Below are 18,435 nucleotides of genomic sequence, written 5' to 3'. Positions count from 1 at the left end.
TTCATTCAGTCTCCTGTTTTCCTATGTAAGTCTCAAGAGTCAAAGTATAAGAAATGAATGAATTTCCTATATGAAAAAGGTATATAACGGTTTTTTTTCACATAGGTTGAACATTATACAAGAACTTGTACACCGAAAAAATACAATTAGACAAATAATTCGTATTGGGCTTGTCATATACATAGAGAGAAGAGGTAGTGATGAAAAAGGACGGGAGATAGAGGAGATAACGAGATGAACACTTTTTTGAAAGGAACGTTTATTCTAGCAGGTGCTGCCTTTGCAGGAGAGTTAATTGAATTTCTTGTAAATATGGTACTTGCTAGAGAATTAGGAAGGGAAGGCATGGGTATGTACATGACGGTTCTTCCTATCATTTTTCTTATTGCTACCGTAGCCAACTTAGAACTGCCTATTTCTATTTCTAAATTTTTGGCTGAACATCATCGCAAAGAACATCAGCATATGATGAAGCATGCCACCATTTTTGCGACTGCTGTGAGCTTGGGAATCTTTTTTATTACACTGGCCGTATTAGCAGCCTTTCCATTTTTTAGTCACTATCATCCTTATTTAAAATGGGTTGTACTATGTTTCATTCCGGTTGTTTCGTTTTCAGCGGTGCTTCGTGGATATTTTACGGGTAAAAATAACATGACGACTATCGCTGTGTCTAATTTTATCCGCAAAGCCTTTCAGCTAACGATTTTATTTATTGTTTTTCAAATGTTTGCTTTCACAGATGTTAAAATGTCGCTGTTTATTGCGATTTGTACGCTAATTGGGACCGAAGCTGTTATTTTGCTTTATTTTTTTATCACGTATGTTACCCAGTTAAGTGTTTTATCAAGAGGGCACAGACCTCTGCTTTCTCCAAGTGAGATTCGGAAAAAGCTGTTAGGTGTCTCACTTCCGACCACGGGACTGCGTTTATTTAATGCGGTATGTAATGCTATTCAGCCGTTTTTAATCAAACACGCGCTCGTTTTATCGGGTATGACTTTAACCGGGGCAACGCAGCATTTTGGTATGCTAACAGGGGTAGCGATGTCGATTGGCTTTTTTCCGGCTTTCTTTGCTCATTCTCTTTTAGTAGCACTAATACCTGCTGTATCTGAAGCTCATGCGAAAAATCAGGAAGAACAGCTTCAAAGACTTTTGACTCAAAGTATGCAAATGACATTTTTATATGGGATTCCGTCTATAGTGGCGATGTATTTCTTTGCTGAGCCGCTTACTAACTTGTTTTTTCATTCTACAGAAGCCGTGTACTACCTAAAGGCTTTATGGCCGTATTTTCTTTTTCACTTCTTTGCCGTCCCGCTTCAAGCTTATTTAATTGGCCTTGGCTATGTAAAAGATGCTTTTTATCATACGATTTGGTCTCATATTGTATCTTTTTCCCTGATGTTTTTCTTAGGATCACAAACAAATATTGGCATGCAGGGAATTATTATCGGGATGAACTGTGGCGTGGTTGTCCTGACCGTTCTGCATTATGTAACGATTTGCAAAGTCATTAACGTTTCCTTTTTTTCACTTAAACATAAAACGCATTTATCTTAAAAAAACCTCCAACAGTGAAGTTGGAGGTTTTTTGGTTACCAGTTATTCATAATAGAGCTAAACAGTGTAGCAGGGTCTTGTCCGCCGCCCCCTGATAAGTATTTCGTTGTTTGCGTAGAATTAGCATTATCAAAGCCAGCGTGGATAGAAACGACTGCATCATCGGTATACCCGACAAACCAAGCATCTTTGACATCGTTGGTTGTACCGGTTTTACCTGCAGCATCTCGTGAAGAACGAGCGTTAACACCTGTTCCATAGCTTTTTTCAATCACATCTTGCAACATGGATGTCATTGTATCTGCATTTTCTTCACTCATTACTTGCTCTGTTTGAATGTCTGGCTTTTTCACTTCACCGTCGCGCATCTCAATTTTTCGAATTGCGTACGGCTTAGTCATGACGCCTTTGTTAGCAAAAGTAGTATATCCTTGTGCTAACTGAAGGGGAGAGAACGTTGTGGTCGTTCCTCCAAGAGCAAGCCCTAATTTTGACTTATCGTCATCTTCAAGCGGAAGTCCAGCTTTTTCCATGAATTTTGCGCTTGTATCAATACCAATTTGTTTTAAAAGCCAAACAGCTGGAACGTTAAGTGAACGGGTAAGTGCTTCACGCATTGTCACATGCTTTTGATATTCACCTTCTGCGTTTTTAGGGCTATATCCACCGCCAAAGTCTTGTCGTTCGTCACTTAAGAGTGAAGTTGGCGTATAATCTCCAGTTTCTAAGGCTGGACCGTATACGGCTAACGGCTTAATAGCTGAACCAAGCTGATATCCGCTTGTAGCACGGTTTAAGCCGTTTCGCTCATAGCTGCGTCCTCCATACATCGCTGAGATTCCACCTGTTTTAGGGTTAACAGCTGAAATCCCAACCTCTACTTTGCTGTTGATGTCATCATCTCGGAACGTATGATTTGCTACAGAGTTATTAATCGATTCCTGTAAATTAGGATCTAAATCTGTATAAATGGCATAACCACCCTTATAAAGGTCATCAGCAGATACGCCATACTGTTGAGCAGCTTCTTTAATTACATAATCAATAAATGCTTGATTGGAGTTCGGTTTTTTAACAGGAACACTAGGCTTGACTACACGTTCGTTTAACGCTTGCTGATACTGAGTATCGCTAATAACGTTTTGGTCATGCATCAGTTTCAATACAACGTTTCGTCGGGCTGTCGCTTTTTCTGTACTATTGCTTGGTGAATACGTACTCGGCGCTTTTGGCAGTCCCGCTAAAAGCGCAGCTTCGCCTACGGTTAAATCTGATACAGGCTTATTAAAATAAAGCTGAGAAGCTGCACCAATACCATATACACCGCTTCCGAAATAAATTTGATTTAAATATAATTCCAAAATTTGATCTTTTGTAAATTGTCTTTCTAAGCCTAGTGATAGAAACATTTCATCTACTTTACGTTTAATGGTCTTATCACTAGATAAGTAAAGGTTTCTTGCTAACTGCTGTGTAATGGTACTTGCGCCTTCAGCTTTACTCATTGTTACAATGTTCTTAAAAAGGGCGCGGCCAATACCTTGTAAATCAATCCCAAAATGCTTGTAAAAGCGACGGTCTTCCGTTGCAACAAACGCCATTTTTACATAATCGGGAATTTCATTGCTCGAAACATTTTGACGGGGAACGGTTTTATACAATTCGTCAATCTTACGGTCATTCTTGTCATAGACTACCGTACTTTGAACCGACTGCAGTTTCGAGTAAGATAAATCAGCCGTTTGCTGAAATTGCTTTAATACATAGGTAACTCCCAGCATTACAATTAAAACAACGACTAAAAAGGCTAAAATAAATTTCCTCATGTTGGTTCACTCCACTAAGTAATAATTCCATGTTCACACATAGCTACATTCTTCGTCTTTACAAGGTCGTTATGTAAAGAATGCTGAAGTTTGTTGGCCCATTCAATCTTTTAACAGAGAGATGGGTGATAAAGTATTAACGTTCACAAGCTGACGTGCTAAGTTTAATAAAGGCTATTATTCAAGTGCAGGTAAGTTTTTAGGGTATAAGATGATTGACATAAATAGCTCTTTACGCAGTTATTTTTTGCTTACTCGCAGATGCTTCGTTTTTTTATCAAACTGAAACGAAGTGAAATACAATCATCTGAACTTAGTTTACCCATAAATTTGTGTTTGTCAAATAAAGTCGTATAAAGCACCATTCGGGGCTTTGTTCCCCTTTATGAAAAAACAAGCTGGTATTTTACGTTCTGTTTCTCATAGAAAAAAGTTGTTATAACACGTATACGAAATAAGATTCAGTACGTTCGGGTATAAATGCTGATATCTGTTGAAAGTAACGAAATAAAGAAAAAATTAACTAATTTATCAGACTAGGGCACTTTTTATATGACGGAAGACGGGTGAGTTTTAATCATTATCCACCTTTTGACGGGAGCACTTAGCTAAAAGTGGAATATTTCTTTCCACCCTGTAAGTCAAACGAATTAAATACCTAGCTGCATATGAGCAATGGCCATATGAAGTTATTCAGTATTATGTGATACTGCCAGCAAAACATACAGGTATTTCTTTGACAGTAGTTCCTTTACAAATGCTTCGAAAGTTCTTATAATAAAATTATCTTTAATTCGAGATATTTAAAAGGAGTGGATATACGTGAAACATATTTTTAAAAAAGGAACGGACGAGACGAAACCGACTTTATTGCTGTTGCATGGTACAGGAGGTACAGAACAAGATCTGCTCCCTGTTGCGGATATGATTGATTCCTCTTGCTCCATATTATCTGTAAGAGGAAATGTACTAGAAAACGGAATGCCCCGTTTCTTTAGACGTTTACAAGAAGGAATATTTGATATAGAAGATTTAATTGAACGCACAAAAGAACTTCATCAATTTTTAGACGAAGCGGCTGAAACATATTCATTCGACCGACACAACATCGTAGCTGTAGGCTACTCAAATGGTGCCAATATTGCAGGAAGTTTGCTATTTCATTATGAGAATTCTTTAAAAGGGGCGGCTCTTCTTCATCCGATGGTTCCAAGAAGAGGAATTGAAGTGCCTAAGACCGACGCTTCTATCTTTATTGGCGCAGGCACAAACGACCCTATTTGCCCAGCATCAGAAACGGAAGAACTTTCTGCGCTTTTAGAAAAAGCTGGAGCGGACGTACAGGTGCATTGGGAATCATTTGGCCATCAGTTAACACGAACAGAAATTGAAGCAGCTGAAAAATGGTATCGAGCAAAATTTTAATTTAAAAACTTTCCACACTCGTGCGGGAAGTTTTTTATTTTTAAAAAGTAATGACAGTTATCATACAAAAGATAGATATAAATGGTAAAAAGTACTTTTTTTACTGAATGAAGGGAAATTTTATGATATCATTTTATTTCCGGTATATCCTTGCAGAACAGCTATTTTTAGGTAAAGTATCAAATTATTTTAAAATTCCTGGCTTCTATCACAAAAAAATGAAACCAAAGTCTGAGTAAACCGTTATAATAAATGCAGGATTTAAATTCAAAAGGATGGTTAAAAGCATATGACTCGTTTTTTTATTGTTTTACTTTTCGTTCTAATGGTTATATGTGTATATACCATTATTTCGCAAACCCTTTATCGTCGCTATCATTCATCAGTCATAATAAAAGGGAAAAAAAAGCATAAAATAGCTATAACATTTGACGACGGTCCTCATCCTGTTTATACACCAAAAATTTTGGACTTGTTCAAACTGCATGAAATGAAAGCTACTTTTTTTATTGTGGGAGAACTAGGGGAGAAACATCCGTCTATTTTAAACAGAATGATCGATGAAGGACATGAAGTAGCTATACATCATCATCGTCATGTGAGTGCATGGACGCAAACACCTTGGCAATTAAAAAGACAAATTCATCAATGTGCACAGGTTATAGAGAAAGTAACCAATCAAAAGCCGCTTTTTTATCGTCCGCCGTGGGGACATTTAAATATGAGCAGTTTATCAATGGCCAAGCCATATCACCTTGTGATCTGGACAGGAATCTTTCAGGATTGGACACTAAAAACAACGAAAACGGCATTAGTTCAAAAACTAATGCGTAAAGTAGAAGATGGAGCCATTTTTGTGTTACACGATAATGGAGATACCCCGGGAGCAGATGAAAAAGCACCTGAAATGACGATTGCGGCGTTAGAAGAATTTTTACCTTACTTAAAACAGCAAGGGTATGAAAGTATAACCATGCAGCAATTGATGAATCAATCGTAAATAGAGGAGCGAGCAGTGGACTTAACAATTATTTCTCAGTATATACATTCCTATGGTTATATTGTTATTTTACTTGTACTTTTTTGTGGGATTGTTGGAATTCCAGCGCCTGAAGAATCATTTTTAATATTATTAGGCATGTTTATTGCCAAGCATCAGCTGAACTTATACGAATCATCTCTTTTTGCTTTTCTAGGTGTTATTACTGGAATGCTTACTGCTTACGGGCTAGGAAGGTATGCGGGAACCCCATTTTTTGATAAATACGGAAAATACGTAGGGTTAACCAAAGAGAAAATTGAAGCGGCAAGCGGCAGCTACCATAAATATGGGATATGGACCATTTTATTTGGTTTATATATTCCAGGCTTGCGTCAAATTAGCCCATATATGGCGGGAATAAGTCGCTATCCGTTTTTGCTTTATTTATTGTTATCGGTAGTAGGAAGTCTAGTATGGGTCCTTTCTTTTCTGATTCTAGGTTACTACGTAGGAGATCGAATTCATATTTCGTATATTATCATGGGCGCTGTAGCTTTTTTTGTCATTTATTTACTTATAAAAAGAACAAGAAACCGAAAACGTCTTGAGAGGAGGGATGGTCAATGAGGAAGGTTTTATTCTTACCGCTTTTTCAGATGCCATCTGGTCATCACCAAGTAGCAGACGCCGTTATGGATGCCATTATGGAGCGTTTTTCGCACGTTATTTGTCAAAAAATTGATTGTTTAAGCTATTGGAGCAAACCGCTTGAACAAATGATTTCATCGATATACATGAAATGGATTTCTGTTTTCCCAAAGCAGTTTGAAAAATTTTATTACGGTCATGTATACAAAAAAAACGACCATACGATGGACGATTTTGTTGTGAAAAAGTGGCCGATTATCGAATACCATATGAAGAAATTAATTGATGCAGAGCAGCCGGATGTCATTGTTTGTACACACAGCTTTCCTTCCTGTGTATTAAGCGGGTTAAAAGAAAAAGGAATCATTGATCTTCCTATTATAAACGTATACACAGACTTCTTAGTAAGCGACGTATGGGGTAAAAATGGAATTGAGCTTCACTGCGTGCCTGATCAGGATACAAAAGCGTTTTTACAAAACGTTCACGGTGTAAAAGAGTCTTCTATTTATGTAACGGGAATTCCTGTTCATAAAGCGTTTTTAAAAAGAAGGATTGACCATCTTATGCCACAGAAACATATACTGATTGCCGGAGGGAATTCCGGCCTTGGAAATGTACGCAAAATGCTTCAGCAGCTTCCGCAAAACTGTACGTATATGTATTATGTGCTGTGCGGAAAAAACAAAAAGTTGTATCAAGAACTAATAAAATTAAACCACCCGAGAATTAAAGCGGTCTCGTATGTAAAATCGAGAGAGAAAATGAATGATTTATATGAGGGAGCAGATGCCATTGTCACAAAAGCGGGGGGAGTGACAATTAGCGAAGCCCTTCACAAAAGACTACCTATTTTTATTCACTCATCTCTTCCCGGTCAAGAACAAATTAACATTGAATATCTAAAAGGAAAAGAGCTGCTGATACCGCTTAATGAGGCTGAAGCCTTTGAACAGCAGCTTAAGAACATTTTAGAAAATGATGTGAAACGAAACCGGTTGATAAAACGGATGGACGAATATGTAGACAGCTTAGAAGTAAAAGTAGATCGCGTGCTTGCAGATCACTTTAAGCTATATCGATATGAGACAAGTCAAAATCAATTTTAAGCAGAACATTGGTTATTTCTTTTTACATTCGATAAACTAACTGTAGAGATAACAACTGTAGAAGGTTAGATGAAGTAAAAGGAGATTATAATATGAACTCAGTTATTGAAACGATTTTAAATCATCGTTCTATTCGCAAATATGAAGACAAACCATTGTCAGAAGAGCAAATTCAGACGATTGTAGAAAGCGCACAGGCAGCTTCCACATCAAGCTATATTCAAGCGTATTCCATTATTGGAGTAAAAGATAAAGAAACGAAGCGAAAGCTTGCTCAATTAGCAGGAAATCAGCCTTACGTAGAAACAAATGGACACTTCTTTGTATTTTGCGCTGACTTTCATCGTCATGATGTCATTGCGGAAATGGAGAAAAAAGATTTATCGACAGCGCTCGAAAGCACAGAGCAGTTTATGGTAGCTATTATTGACGTTGCCCTTGCTGCGCAAAATGCAACGCTTGCTGCTGAATCAATGGGACTTGGAGCTTGTTACATCGGCGGTTTGCGTAACGAATTAGAAGAAGTAAGCAAATTGTTAAAACTGCCTCATCATGTAATTCCGTTATTTGGTCTAACGGTTGGACATCCAGCGGGTATTACGGATAAAAAGCCGCGCTTACCATTTAAACATGTGTATCATGAAGAAACCTATGAGCCGAACGATGAGCAGACGAAAAAAGAATTAACATCGTATAACGAAGAAATTTCTGCTTATTACAACGAAAGAACAAATGGCAAACGCCAAGACACATGGACTGGTCAAATGGCCGACATGCTTTCCAATCCTAAGCGTATGTATATGAAAGAATTTGTTGAAAAGCAAGGATTTAACAAGAAATAAAAAAAGCTGGGACAAAAGTATTTTAGCCGAATTGAAAAGCGAACCGCTAATCAAAATTTTTGATTAGCGGTTCGCTTTTTTTTGTTATAAAAAAACTGAATATACCCGTTAAATGATCAATAAAAAAGAAGAGGCATAGCCAGCAATGGTAGAGAAATTTAACTATTTTAGTAAAAACAACAATAAAAAGCAGTAAAAAGTAGAAACGTTTCATCATATAGCCAAATTATCAGAAATATTACGATTGAATGTTCTGTTTTGTTAAGTTTTGTAATAAAAGTAGCATGGCTCTGTAACGGCTGTGAAATGTGAGGATGATATCATTCAATCATTGAGTAAATAAGGAGGTATTCGTAATGAAAAAATTTATATTTACTCTAGGAACAACAGCAATCCTTTCAGCAGGATTTGTAGGTGCAGCTTCTGCTTCTACAAGCGGAACGTATCACGTAGAAAAAGGTGATACGTTATGGAAAGTCGCTCAAAAGCACAGCGTGAGCGTAGACGAGCTAAAAGATGCAAATAACTTAACATCTAATATTATTTATCCAAATCAAGAATTAAACGTAGCTACTATAAAAGAAATGACGCACAAAGTTCAGCAAGGAAACACATTATGGTCCATCAGTCAGCAATACGGCGTGACGGTAGATCAAATTAAAGAATGGAACGGACTGAAGTCAGATTTAATTTATCCTGGCGAACAATTAAAAATTCAGTCTCCAAACGGCCAAGCTCAGCAATCAAGTCCTTCAGTAGCCCAAGCTGCTCCAGAAGCTCAGCAAGCTCAAGCGCCGGCTGAACAAGCCCAAAAAGAGCAGCAGCAGGCTCAAGCTGAACAAGCCCAAAAAGAGCAGCAGCAGGCTCAAGCTGAACAAGCTCAAAAAGAGCAGCAGCAAGCTCAAGCTGAACAGGCTCAAAAAGAGCAGCAGCAGGCTCAAGCTGAACAAGCTCAAAAAGAGCAGCAGCAGGCTCAAGCTGAACAAGCTCAACAACAACAACAACAACCTGCTGAATCGTCACAACAAGCCAGCGGCAAATCAATGACAGTTGAAGCAACTGCCTATACGGCTAATTGTGCTGGATGTAGCGGTACAACTGCTACAGGAGTGGATTTAAAAGCAAATCCAAATCAAAAAGTAATTGCTGTTGACCCTAGTGTTATTCCATTAGGTTCGAAAGTTTATGTAGAAGGCTATGGTGAAGCTGTAGCTGCCGATACAGGTGGAGCAATTAAAGGCAATCGAATTGATGTATTCGTTCCTGCTGAAGGTGATGCTCAACAGTTCGGAAGAAAATCTGTTAAAATTACGGTTATGAACTAAGAAGTTCTTTATAAAATTGCTAGTCTAGTATAGAAATACATAGCTAGTAAAGCAAAAGAGGTGCCTTATGGCACCTCTTTTTACTTTATAATACGCTTTGCGCCCGCATAGCTGTTTTTCCAGTACGCTGTTGAAAGTGATTGCGTTTTAACGCCTTTGCTGCTGACGTAAATGAATTCTTGTTTGTCTAGGTAAATTCCTACGACTGAAACGGATTTGCCGTTTTTAAAGAAAACTAAATCTCCAGCCTGGAGGCTGTTTTGCTTTACGTCCGTGCCGCTTTTATACTGATCTGCTACTGTACGGGGGATAGAAATATTTGAACCCGCGTTTTTATATACATACTGTGTGTACCCTGATACATCAAAACCTTTTGGTGTCGTACCCCCATATTTATATGGCTTTCCAATTAGCGTTTTAGCATACGATACAATTTGCTGCTGTTTTGCACTAACAGAAGTTTGAGGTGCTGGAGCCGGCGAAGGTGCGCTTGCACTTTTCACTTTCAGCACTTGTCCAACTTTTAACGCATCTGTTTTTAAATTGTTTAATTTTTTTAATTCAGCTACCGTCATGCCGTACTTTTTAGCAACTGCTGTCAGCGTGTCTCCTTTTTTCACCGTGTAGGTGCCATTGCTATCAGCCGGTGTAGATGGAGCTGTTGGTGAAGGTTGAATATCTTCATCAAGCAAATAACTCATATTTGCGTTAAACGTTACTTTTCGCTTCGTTTTATAGCTCTTCGCTTTTTGCTGAAATTGCGTATTGTATGCGTTGATTTCTTTTTCGAAATTTGCAGAGATCTTATTAAATTCCGCGTCACTTACATCTCCGTACGCATAGTCTTCAAGATCCACAATGTAATTATAAAGAGCAATTAAGCTGTCGTATAAATACCCTTGAAGCTGATCAGCTTCCGAATTAAGATGATTCATCGCGTAATTTTTATCAGTCTTTGTTAGAAACTGGTCAATTTGATCTGCAAGCTGATCATATGCAGCTAACGCTTTTTCGTCATCTTTTATTCCTTCAATTTCTTTTAGCTTTTTTTCTACGGTTTTATAAAATGGTGCGTAATAATCTGCTAGCGAATTAACGTCTTTTTGATAAACGCTGACAGAAGAAGCAGCATAAGCAGAGTGACTAAAAACAGGCGTTGTCACCGATGCTCCTACTAAAACGGATGCTGCTATAAATGGTACAAGTAGTTTCTCTTTTTTCATTTGTAAAGTCCCCCAAATATCCAAATAATAGTATAGCAGATAGATTATACTATATTAGGTTATAAAAGAACTAGTACTTTTCCTTTAATTTCATATTTTTTAGCAGTTTGCGTACCTGATAGAAGATAATCTAAGGAACAAAGAAAATATGTGATACAATGTACAAATATTCAGTTAAAAAGGAAGTGTACGATATGCAGCAATTTATCAAAGAAATAGCGCGCGGAAAAAGGGGATCAACTGACTTAACGTATGAACAAGCAACAGAAGCAGCTCGCTTAATCGCTTCTGGACAAGCTACGGATGCTCAGATCGCTGCTTTTTTTATCGCGGAACGTATTAAAACTGAAAATGCAGATGAACTATTGGGATTCGTTCATGCTTTTCGTGAAAAAACAAAAGAAATACCGCTGTCTCAGCCGTTAAAAGATAAATCAATTGATTTTGCAAGCCCTTATGCAGGGAGGAATTCATTTTTTGCGACCATTCCTGTATCAATTTTATTAGCTGAAAGAGGTGTGCCAGCTTTTTTACACTGTACAGAAGCGCTTCCTCCAAAGTTTGGAACAACGATTGAAGACGTACTTCATTCATTACAGATCCCTCAAGCTCAAACGATTGAAGACATCGGTCATGCGTTTGAAACGTTAAAAATTGGCTTTGTAAATGCCGAAACAATCTCTTATCCTCTTAGCCGCATCAAACAAGTTCGTCATGAAATTGGTGTAAGGACACTTATTAATACGGTTGAAAAACTACTAAACTTATCGAATGCTTCTTCTTTAATGATGGGCGCTTTTCACCGTACGGCCATTAATAAGATTGTGCCTATTTTTGCTTCTCTGCCTTTCAAACACGTATACGTGGTACAAGGGATAGAAGGATCAGAAGATGTACCTGTACATAGAAGCAGCTTTGTTTTTACGATCTCAGAAGGAGAGATGGAGTCGTTTATTGTCAATCCAAAAGAATACGGACTGTTCGTGGAAGAAGAGCACTTTGAAAAGAAAATAAGTGTTGAAAAACAAGCGGAATATGTGACGCGCATTCTGGAGGGTGAATCTTCTTCCGAACTGACTTACGTCTATAATCAAGTAGTATTAAACGCTGGCTTGCGCTATTATCTATTTGGTTATGAAGCTTCTATTGAAAAAGGAGTAGACTATGCAAAACGCCAGCTAGCTGAAGGTTTGGGCTGGAAACACCTGCAGAAGTGGAAAACACAAGCGATTTCAGAAGAGTAAAAGGTGAGCAAACATGCTCATCTTTTTTTATCGGAAGAGATAAATTCTTTGTTTTTTGTCAGAAAATTTACTATAATTAGTTATGTATTTGTGTTAGAAAATATCACATTTGATGTTAATTAGAAAATAGATTAGCAGAAAGGAAGCTTTCATTGAAACTTACGTCGAGAGAACAAGAAAAATTAATGATTGTCGTAGCTGCAGACTTAGCAAGACGCCGTCAGACAAGAGGATTAAAACTTAATTATCCCGAAGCAGTAGCTATTATTACATATGAAATTATGGAAGGAGCTCGTGATGGCAAGACGGTAGCACAGCTAATGCGAGAAGGGACCAAGATTTTAAAACGAGAAGATGTAATGGAAGGTATTCCGGAAATGATTCATGATATTCAAGTGGAAGCTACCTTTCCAGACGGAACCAAGCTCGTCACTGTGCACGATCCAATTCGTTAAGAGGAGGGGAAGATATGATTCCAGGAGAATATTTTTTGAAAAAAGACCCAATCACATGTAATAACGGTAAGAAATCAATTAGCGTGACTGTAATCAACAGAGGCGATCGACCTGTTCAAGTAGGGTCACACTTTCATTTTTTTGAAGTGAATGCTGCGCTCGAGTTCCCACGCGAAGCTTCGCTTGGCTATCATTTAAATATTCCGGCCGGCACAGCCGTTCGTTTTGAACCAGGTGATGCAAAAGAAGTGGATCTCGTTGCTTTCTCCGGAACAAGAGAAATCTACGGTCTTAACAATAAAACAAACAGATCGCTTTCTGATAGAAAGGAAGATGTATAAGATGAGTTTTCAAATGTCGCGACGTCAGTATGCAGATATGTTTGGACCAACCGTTGGAGATGCTGTTCGTTTAGCAGACACAGAGCTATTTATTGAAATTGAAAAAGATTTCACCACGTACGGAGATGAAGTAAAGTTCGGCGGAGGAAAAGTCATTCGTGACGGAATGGGGCAGCATCCTCTTGCAACACGAAACGAAGCAGCGGACTTAGTGTTGACAAATGCAATTATTCTTGATTATACAGGCATATATAAAGCAGATATTGGAATAAAAGATGGACTCATTCAAACTATCGGAAAAGCGGGCAATCCCCTGCTGATGGATGAAGTAGACATCATCATTGGTGCGAGTACAGAAGTGATTGCAGCAGAAGGGAAAATTTTAACCGCCGGCGGTATTGATGCACATATTCATTTCATTTGTCCGCAGCAAATTGAAACTGCTCTTGCCTCTGGCGTGACAACAATGATTGGAGGAGGAACGGGACCGGCTACAGGAACAAAAGCGACAACTTGTACACCCGGAGCTTGGCATATTGAACGAATGCTTGAAGCTGCTGAAGCATTCCCAATGAATATTGGCTTTTTAGGAAAAGGGAATGCAAGTGCCAAAGAGCCTTTAATTGAGCAAATTGAAGCTGGAGCGATTGGACTAAAGCTTCATGAAGACTGGGGAACCACAGCATCTGCCATTGACACAAGCTTACAGGTAGCAGACGAGTACGATGTTCAAATTGCGATTCATACAGATACTTTAAATGAAGGCGGCTTTGTCGAAGATACGATTGCAGCGATTGGCGATCGAGTCATTCATACCTATCATACTGAAGGAGCTGGAGGCGGACATGCACCTGATATTATGGAAATGGCAAGCTTTCCAAACGTGCTTCCATCATCAACTAATCCAACAAGGCCCTATACTGTCAACACGCTTGAAGAACATTTAGATATGCTCATGGTATGTCATCATCTTGATCCCTCTGTACCAGAAGACATCGCTTTTGCTGATTCTCGCATTCGCAAAGAAACGATTGCAGCTGAAGATATTTTACACGATTTAGGTGTATTCAGTATGATTTCTTCAGATTCTCAAGCAATGGGACGTGTAGGCGAAGTAATTACAAGAACGTGGCAAACAGCTGACAAAATGAAAAAGCAACGAGGGAAACTTGATGGTGACAGCGAAGTTGGCGATAACGCACGTGTCAAACGCTATGTAGCTAAATATACGATTAATCCAGCTATTGCTCATGGAATTTCCGAATATGTAGGATCAATAGAAACAGGGAAAATGGCTGACTTAGTCCTATGGGAGCCAGCTTTTTTTGGAATAAAGCCTGACTTGATTGTAAAAGGCGGTTTGATTGCACACAGCTTAATGGGAGATCCTAATGCTTCAATTCCAACTCCACAGCCGGTTTTATACCGTCCGATGTTTGCTTCTTATGGAAAAGCAAGAGCTAAAACGTCTCTTACGTTTGTGTCAAAAGCAGCGTACGAGAACAAAGTGGGCGAGAAACTGGGGTTGCAAAAGCTGCTTAAACCGGTCAAAAATATTCGTCAATTAAAAAAAACAGATATGAAGTTAAACGGGGAAATGCCTAAAATTGAAGTTGATCCCCAAACGTACGAAGTAAAAGTAGATGGACAAATGATTACATGTGAAGCAGCAGAAGTTGTGCCTATGGCGCAGCGATACTTTTTATTTTGAGGTGAAAGAAATGGTAATCGAAAAAATTATCGGAAATATGGCAACATTAGAAAAACGGGCTCCGCATATAGAAAAGGTATATATCGAAAGTGATCACTTAGTAAAACGCGTTCAACGCGTTGTAACAGATCACGGTAAGGAACTAGGAATTCGTCTAAAAGAAAATCGCGAGCTCACTGATGGCGACGTGCTGTTTATGGATGAAAGCAATATGATTGTTGTTCAGGTGGTGGCAGACGATATTTTAACCATTCAGCCGATTAATATTCAGCAAATGGGAGAAATTGCTCATCAGCTTGGCAACCGACATTTGCCAGCACAGTTTGAAGGTGGAGACATGCTCGTACAGTACGATTATTTAGTCGAAGAATTGCTTCAGCAGCTTGATATTCCCTATAAGCGCGAAAAAAGAAAAGTAAAACAAGCTTTTAAGCATATCGGACACAGTCATGACTAATTCATTGCTTTCGCTGATTCAACTATGTGATTCAAATTTTCCATCCGGTGCATTTTCACATTCGTTTGGTTTTGAAACGTATATTCAGCAAGATCAAATTTGCAACACAGAAACCTTTCAAGAAGCGCTTCGTACATACCTTGATGTTCAGCTGACGTATACGGACGGCTTAGCATGCAGACTGGCTTATGAGTATGCGAATCATGACCAGTTTAACGAAATTATGAGAGTGGATCATGAATTATACGCTCTTGCTTTGTCAAAAGAAACAAGAGAAGGGACAAGACGCGTGGGCCAGCGCATGTTAAAACTTTGCTTAGAGTTATTTCAAGGCTCTTATTTAGAAAAATATATGAGTGAGGTAAAAGCAAAGAAGGCGTATGGACATCCTGCTGTTGTATTTGCATTAGCCAGCCTGCAGTTAAATATCACAAAAGAAGACGCAATTTTAAGTCACTTGTACGCTAGCATTTCTTCGTTAATTCAAAATGCTGTTCGGGGCATACCGATCGGGCAAACCGATGGGCAAAAAACGCTCGTTCTTTTTCAGCCGCTGCTGCAGCACGCACTTCAGCATATTTTACAAGCAGATCAAGAGGAATTTGGTGCGGTGACACCAGGGTTAGAAATTGCTCAAATGCAGCATGAACAATTGCATGTACGATTGTTCATGTCATAAAAAAGGAGGGAAAGCCTTCTAACAATGAAGGCGTAAAAATGAATGCAATTAAAATTGGAATTGGTGGACCTGTTGGTGCAGGGAAAACAATGTTAGTAGAACGATTAACGCGTGCACTAGAAGGACAGCTAAGCATGGCAGTCATTACAAACGATATTTATACAAAAGAAGACGCGCAATTTCTAGTAAAAAACAGTGTTTTGCCAGAAAATCGTATCGTAGGAGTAGAAACAGGAGGATGTCCTCATACGGCCATTCGAGAAGATGCATCTATGAACTTTGCTGCGATCGATGAGTTAGTGGAACGTCACCCCGATGTTGAACTTATTTTTGTAGAAAGCGGAGGAGATAATTTAGCCGCAACGTTTAGCCCAGAGCTCGTTGATTTTTCGATTTATATCATCGACGTAGCACAAGGGGAAAAAATCCCGCGTAAAGGCGGTCAAGGAATGATTAAATCTGATTTATTCATCATCAACAAAACAGATTTAGCCCCGTATGTAGGAGCCAGTTTAGAAGTAATGAAAAAAGATACAATCCAAGCAAGAGGGCACAAGCCTTTTGTTTTCACCAATTTAAAAGAAGATAAAGGGCTCGACCAAGTAATAGAGTGGATTAAAAAAGAGGCCTTTTTAATTGGCCTTGAATCATGAGCTACACGGGTTATTTAGAGCTTCGAGCAGAAAGAAACAGCGAGCGAACCGTTATTAAAGATACGTACCATTACGGTGCTTTTAAAGTTGCCAGACCTATTTACATGACTCCTGAATCCCCTTTTGTTTATATGCTTCACGTAGGTGGAGGATACGTAAGCGGAGACAAATATAAAACGATGATAACGGTAGAGAAAAATGCCCAGCTGACGGCTACTACTCAATCTGCGACAAAGGTGTACAAAACACCGAACGAAGCTGTTTTACAAGAAACGTGTATAACCCTTGAAGAACAAGCCATCATGGAATATATACCAGACCCGCTTATTTTGTATGAAAATGCTGCATTTTTCCAAGAAATAACGGTTCGTATGGCACAAAACGCTGCTTTGTTTATGTGTGACAGCATCACCCCGGGGTGGTCGCCGGATGGGCAGCTGTTTCAATATACCTCTATGCGTTCCAAGCTTAAACTGTATGTAAACGAGCAGCTGAAGGTATACGATCACTTATACTTGAAGCCAGAAAGCCATTTGCGCGGCATGATGAAAATGGAAGGGTATACTCATTTTGGATCGATTATCATTGTTCATCCAAATGCCGACGACGCATTTATAGCGAAAGTACATCAGCTGTGCGAAGAGGCTGGCTGTAAAGTAGGAGCTTCCGCACTTCCGATCCCCGGATGTGCTATTCGAATATTGGCTGCTAGTACACAAGAAGTTGAAGACATAATCGCTAAAGTATACGGATTGTTCCGACAGCATTTACTAAAAGCTGAAGTATCACTTTTGCGTAAGTATTAAAGAGGCTGGGACAAAAATATGTTAGTTGAAAGAAGATCCGAACGAGCTGGATTCTTAATGGAGAATCAAATTCGTTCGGATTTTTTTATTGGTAGGGTGAACGTAGGTTTCCTGTATGTAGCTCCTTCTAGCCGTTGATTAAAAGGCAAAGCGACGTCTTGCACAGAAATAAACAGCTGTAGAACAGGCAGTCCAGATCATTTATCCTACTTGTTCATCTTTAGATTGAATTGTTTTCGTTATGTCTCATTCGCTTTTAGAACCACAGGCTAAACAATCCGTCGCTTACACCTAAATTATACATATAATAAAGGCCAAATATAATGCTGACAGCGCCTGTTACCTGCATCAAGCAGCGGTTTAACGTCACTTGTTTTTTAGTTGTAACGAATGGAATCCCAATAACCGTTGTAAATAACAGCATGCCAAGACAAGTGCCGATTCCAAAAATGATAATGTACAGAGCACCTTGCCATACGTGAGTAACGGTGCTCATCGTTAATACAACCATAGCTGCGCTTCCCGCCAGTCCATGAACAAAGCCAATGCCCAATGACTTTAAGTAAGACGTTTTTTCGTGATGCGTATGTACTTGTTTTTTGTAAGACAGAAACGATGTGAAACCGAGGTAAACGAGCATAATTCCCACTAAAAATTCAAGTGACATGCTCATACGTTCAGAAATACTGCTTTTTAACACCATTAAAATCATGCCAAAAATAAACAGCGTAAGCGTATGGCCAATCCCCCAGTATACTCCTGCAAGCGAAGAGCGCCACAGTTTTTTACTTTTTGAAGCAATGGTTGATACAGCGATAATATGATCTGGTTCTAGAGCATGCTTGATTCCTAAAAGAAACCCTAGTATTAAAATTGAAAAAAAACTTGTTTCCATGTCAGCTTTCTCATCCTTTCGTACGTATAAAACTAGTATATCGTACGATTTTGTTTTAATAAACAGAAAATTCTAAACGAAAATGTCTGGTCGAATAGCTAAATCATTTATCAATTTACAATAAGTTACAAATATTAAAGGAGATGTAGTATAAAAATTTTACATTTACAAAAACTATGAGTAAATTATTGTGAGGTTGATAACTATGGACAAAATTTCTACTGATATCATGCTGTGGAGTTCTTTTA

The 18,435-nt window shown here is 38.7% G+C and carries 18 protein-coding genes; 15 read left to right on the top strand and 3 right to left on the bottom strand.

Going from position 1 to position 18,435, the window contains the following annotated elements:
• The first annotated feature begins 234 nt into the window (after positions 1–234).
• A complete protein-coding gene (locus AC0KUU_RS18305; protein WP_013083768.1) occupies positions 235–1,566 on the top strand; it encodes a polysaccharide biosynthesis protein in 1,332 nt (443 codons plus the stop codon).
• Positions 1,567–1,601: 35 nt separating this feature from the next.
• Here AC0KUU_RS18305 and AC0KUU_RS18300 read toward each other — a convergent pair whose 3' ends face one another.
• Positions 1,602–3,392: a transglycosylase domain-containing protein gene (locus AC0KUU_RS18300; RefSeq protein ID WP_013083767.1), complete on the bottom strand. Its 1,791-nt coding sequence runs from the start codon at positions 3,390–3,392 to the stop codon at positions 1,602–1,604.
• An 822-nt stretch (positions 3,393–4,214) separates the two neighbouring features.
• Between AC0KUU_RS18300 and AC0KUU_RS18295 the strand changes: the two genes are divergently transcribed.
• The 6 genes from AC0KUU_RS18295 to AC0KUU_RS18270 all read left to right on the top strand — a co-directional run bounded on the left by AC0KUU_RS18295 (position 4,215) and on the right by AC0KUU_RS18270 (position 9,723).
• Positions 4,215–4,817 carry an alpha/beta hydrolase gene (locus tag AC0KUU_RS18295; RefSeq protein ID WP_043981516.1) on the top strand — a complete coding sequence of 201 codons (603 nt, stop codon included), beginning with the start codon at positions 4,215–4,217 and terminating at the stop codon, positions 4,815–4,817.
• A gap of 289 nt (positions 4,818–5,106) precedes the next feature.
• Positions 5,107–5,817 carry a polysaccharide deacetylase family protein gene (locus AC0KUU_RS18290; RefSeq protein WP_214986858.1) on the top strand — a complete coding sequence of 237 codons (711 nt, stop codon included), beginning with the start codon at positions 5,107–5,109 and terminating at the stop codon, positions 5,815–5,817.
• A 15-nt stretch (positions 5,818–5,832) separates the two neighbouring features.
• A complete protein-coding gene (locus AC0KUU_RS18285; protein ID WP_013083764.1) occupies positions 5,833–6,426 on the top strand; it encodes a DedA family protein in 594 nt (197 codons plus the stop codon).
• Complete coding sequence (locus AC0KUU_RS18280; RefSeq protein ID WP_043981518.1) at positions 6,423–7,556, top strand: MGDG synthase family glycosyltransferase; 1,134 nt, start codon at positions 6,423–6,425, stop codon at positions 7,554–7,556. The genes AC0KUU_RS18285 and AC0KUU_RS18280 overlap by 4 nt, the downstream gene beginning before the upstream one ends.
• A gap of 92 nt (positions 7,557–7,648) precedes the next feature.
• A complete protein-coding gene (gene nfsA / locus AC0KUU_RS18275) occupies positions 7,649–8,398 on the top strand; it encodes an oxygen-insensitive NADPH nitroreductase (RefSeq protein WP_043981519.1) in 750 nt (249 codons plus the stop codon).
• Positions 8,399–8,754: 356 nt separating this feature from the next.
• Positions 8,755–9,723 (top strand): 3D domain-containing protein, encoded by a 969-nt coding sequence (locus AC0KUU_RS18270; protein ID WP_322552216.1) that lies wholly within the window; start codon positions 8,755–8,757, stop codon positions 9,721–9,723.
• An 80-nt stretch (positions 9,724–9,803) separates the two neighbouring features.
• Here AC0KUU_RS18270 and AC0KUU_RS18265 read toward each other — a convergent pair whose 3' ends face one another.
• Positions 9,804–10,946, bottom strand: coding sequence for a C40 family peptidase (locus AC0KUU_RS18265; RefSeq protein ID WP_028409119.1), 1,143 nt, complete (start codon positions 10,944–10,946; stop codon positions 9,804–9,806).
• Positions 10,947–11,140: 194 nt separating this feature from the next.
• On the opposite strand from AC0KUU_RS18265, the gene AC0KUU_RS18260 reads away from it, so the two are divergent.
• From AC0KUU_RS18260 to AC0KUU_RS18225, 8 genes are all read left to right on the top strand, one after another.
• Positions 11,141–12,190: an anthranilate phosphoribosyltransferase gene (locus AC0KUU_RS18260; protein ID WP_043981522.1), complete on the top strand. Its 1,050-nt coding sequence runs from the start codon at positions 11,141–11,143 to the stop codon at positions 12,188–12,190.
• A gap of 152 nt (positions 12,191–12,342) precedes the next feature.
• Positions 12,343–12,645: an urease subunit gamma gene (locus tag AC0KUU_RS18255; protein ID WP_013057659.1), complete on the top strand. Its 303-nt coding sequence runs from the start codon at positions 12,343–12,345 to the stop codon at positions 12,643–12,645.
• A 14-nt stretch (positions 12,646–12,659) separates the two neighbouring features.
• A complete protein-coding gene (locus AC0KUU_RS18250; protein ID WP_013083758.1) occupies positions 12,660–12,986 on the top strand; it encodes an urease subunit beta in 327 nt (108 codons plus the stop codon).
• Between the two features lies 1 nt (position 12,987).
• Positions 12,988–14,697, top strand: a complete 1,710-nt coding sequence (gene ureC, locus AC0KUU_RS18245; protein ID WP_340597062.1) for an urease subunit alpha — start codon at positions 12,988–12,990, stop codon at positions 14,695–14,697.
• A gap of 10 nt (positions 14,698–14,707) precedes the next feature.
• Complete coding sequence (ureE, locus tag AC0KUU_RS18240) at positions 14,708–15,154, top strand: urease accessory protein UreE (RefSeq protein WP_043981524.1); 447 nt, start codon at positions 14,708–14,710, stop codon at positions 15,152–15,154.
• Positions 15,147–15,833: an urease accessory protein UreF gene (locus AC0KUU_RS18235; protein ID WP_237074438.1), complete on the top strand. Its 687-nt coding sequence runs from the start codon at positions 15,147–15,149 to the stop codon at positions 15,831–15,833. The genes ureE and AC0KUU_RS18235 overlap by 8 nt, the downstream gene beginning before the upstream one ends.
• A 38-nt stretch (positions 15,834–15,871) precedes the next feature.
• Positions 15,872–16,486 (top strand): urease accessory protein UreG, encoded by a 615-nt coding sequence (gene ureG / locus AC0KUU_RS18230; RefSeq protein ID WP_043981526.1) that lies wholly within the window; start codon positions 15,872–15,874, stop codon positions 16,484–16,486.
• Positions 16,483–17,292, top strand: a complete 810-nt coding sequence (locus AC0KUU_RS18225; RefSeq protein WP_043981527.1) for an urease accessory protein UreD — start codon at positions 16,483–16,485, stop codon at positions 17,290–17,292. Before ureG ends, AC0KUU_RS18225 begins: the two co-directional genes overlap by 4 nt.
• A gap of 256 nt (positions 17,293–17,548) precedes the next feature.
• Here the strand turns inward: AC0KUU_RS18225 and AC0KUU_RS18220 are convergent, their stop codons facing one another.
• Positions 17,549–18,187 carry a HoxN/HupN/NixA family nickel/cobalt transporter gene (locus AC0KUU_RS18220; protein ID WP_016764672.1) on the bottom strand — a complete coding sequence of 213 codons (639 nt, stop codon included), beginning with the start codon at positions 18,185–18,187 and terminating at the stop codon, positions 17,549–17,551.
• Positions 18,188–18,435: the final 248 nt, after the last annotated feature.

The sequence above is a fragment of the Priestia sp. ST2 genome, from assembly GCF_055810735.1.
The sequence above is the reverse complement of the archived record's forward strand: the minus strand, read 5'-3'. Positions and strand labels throughout refer to the sequence as shown.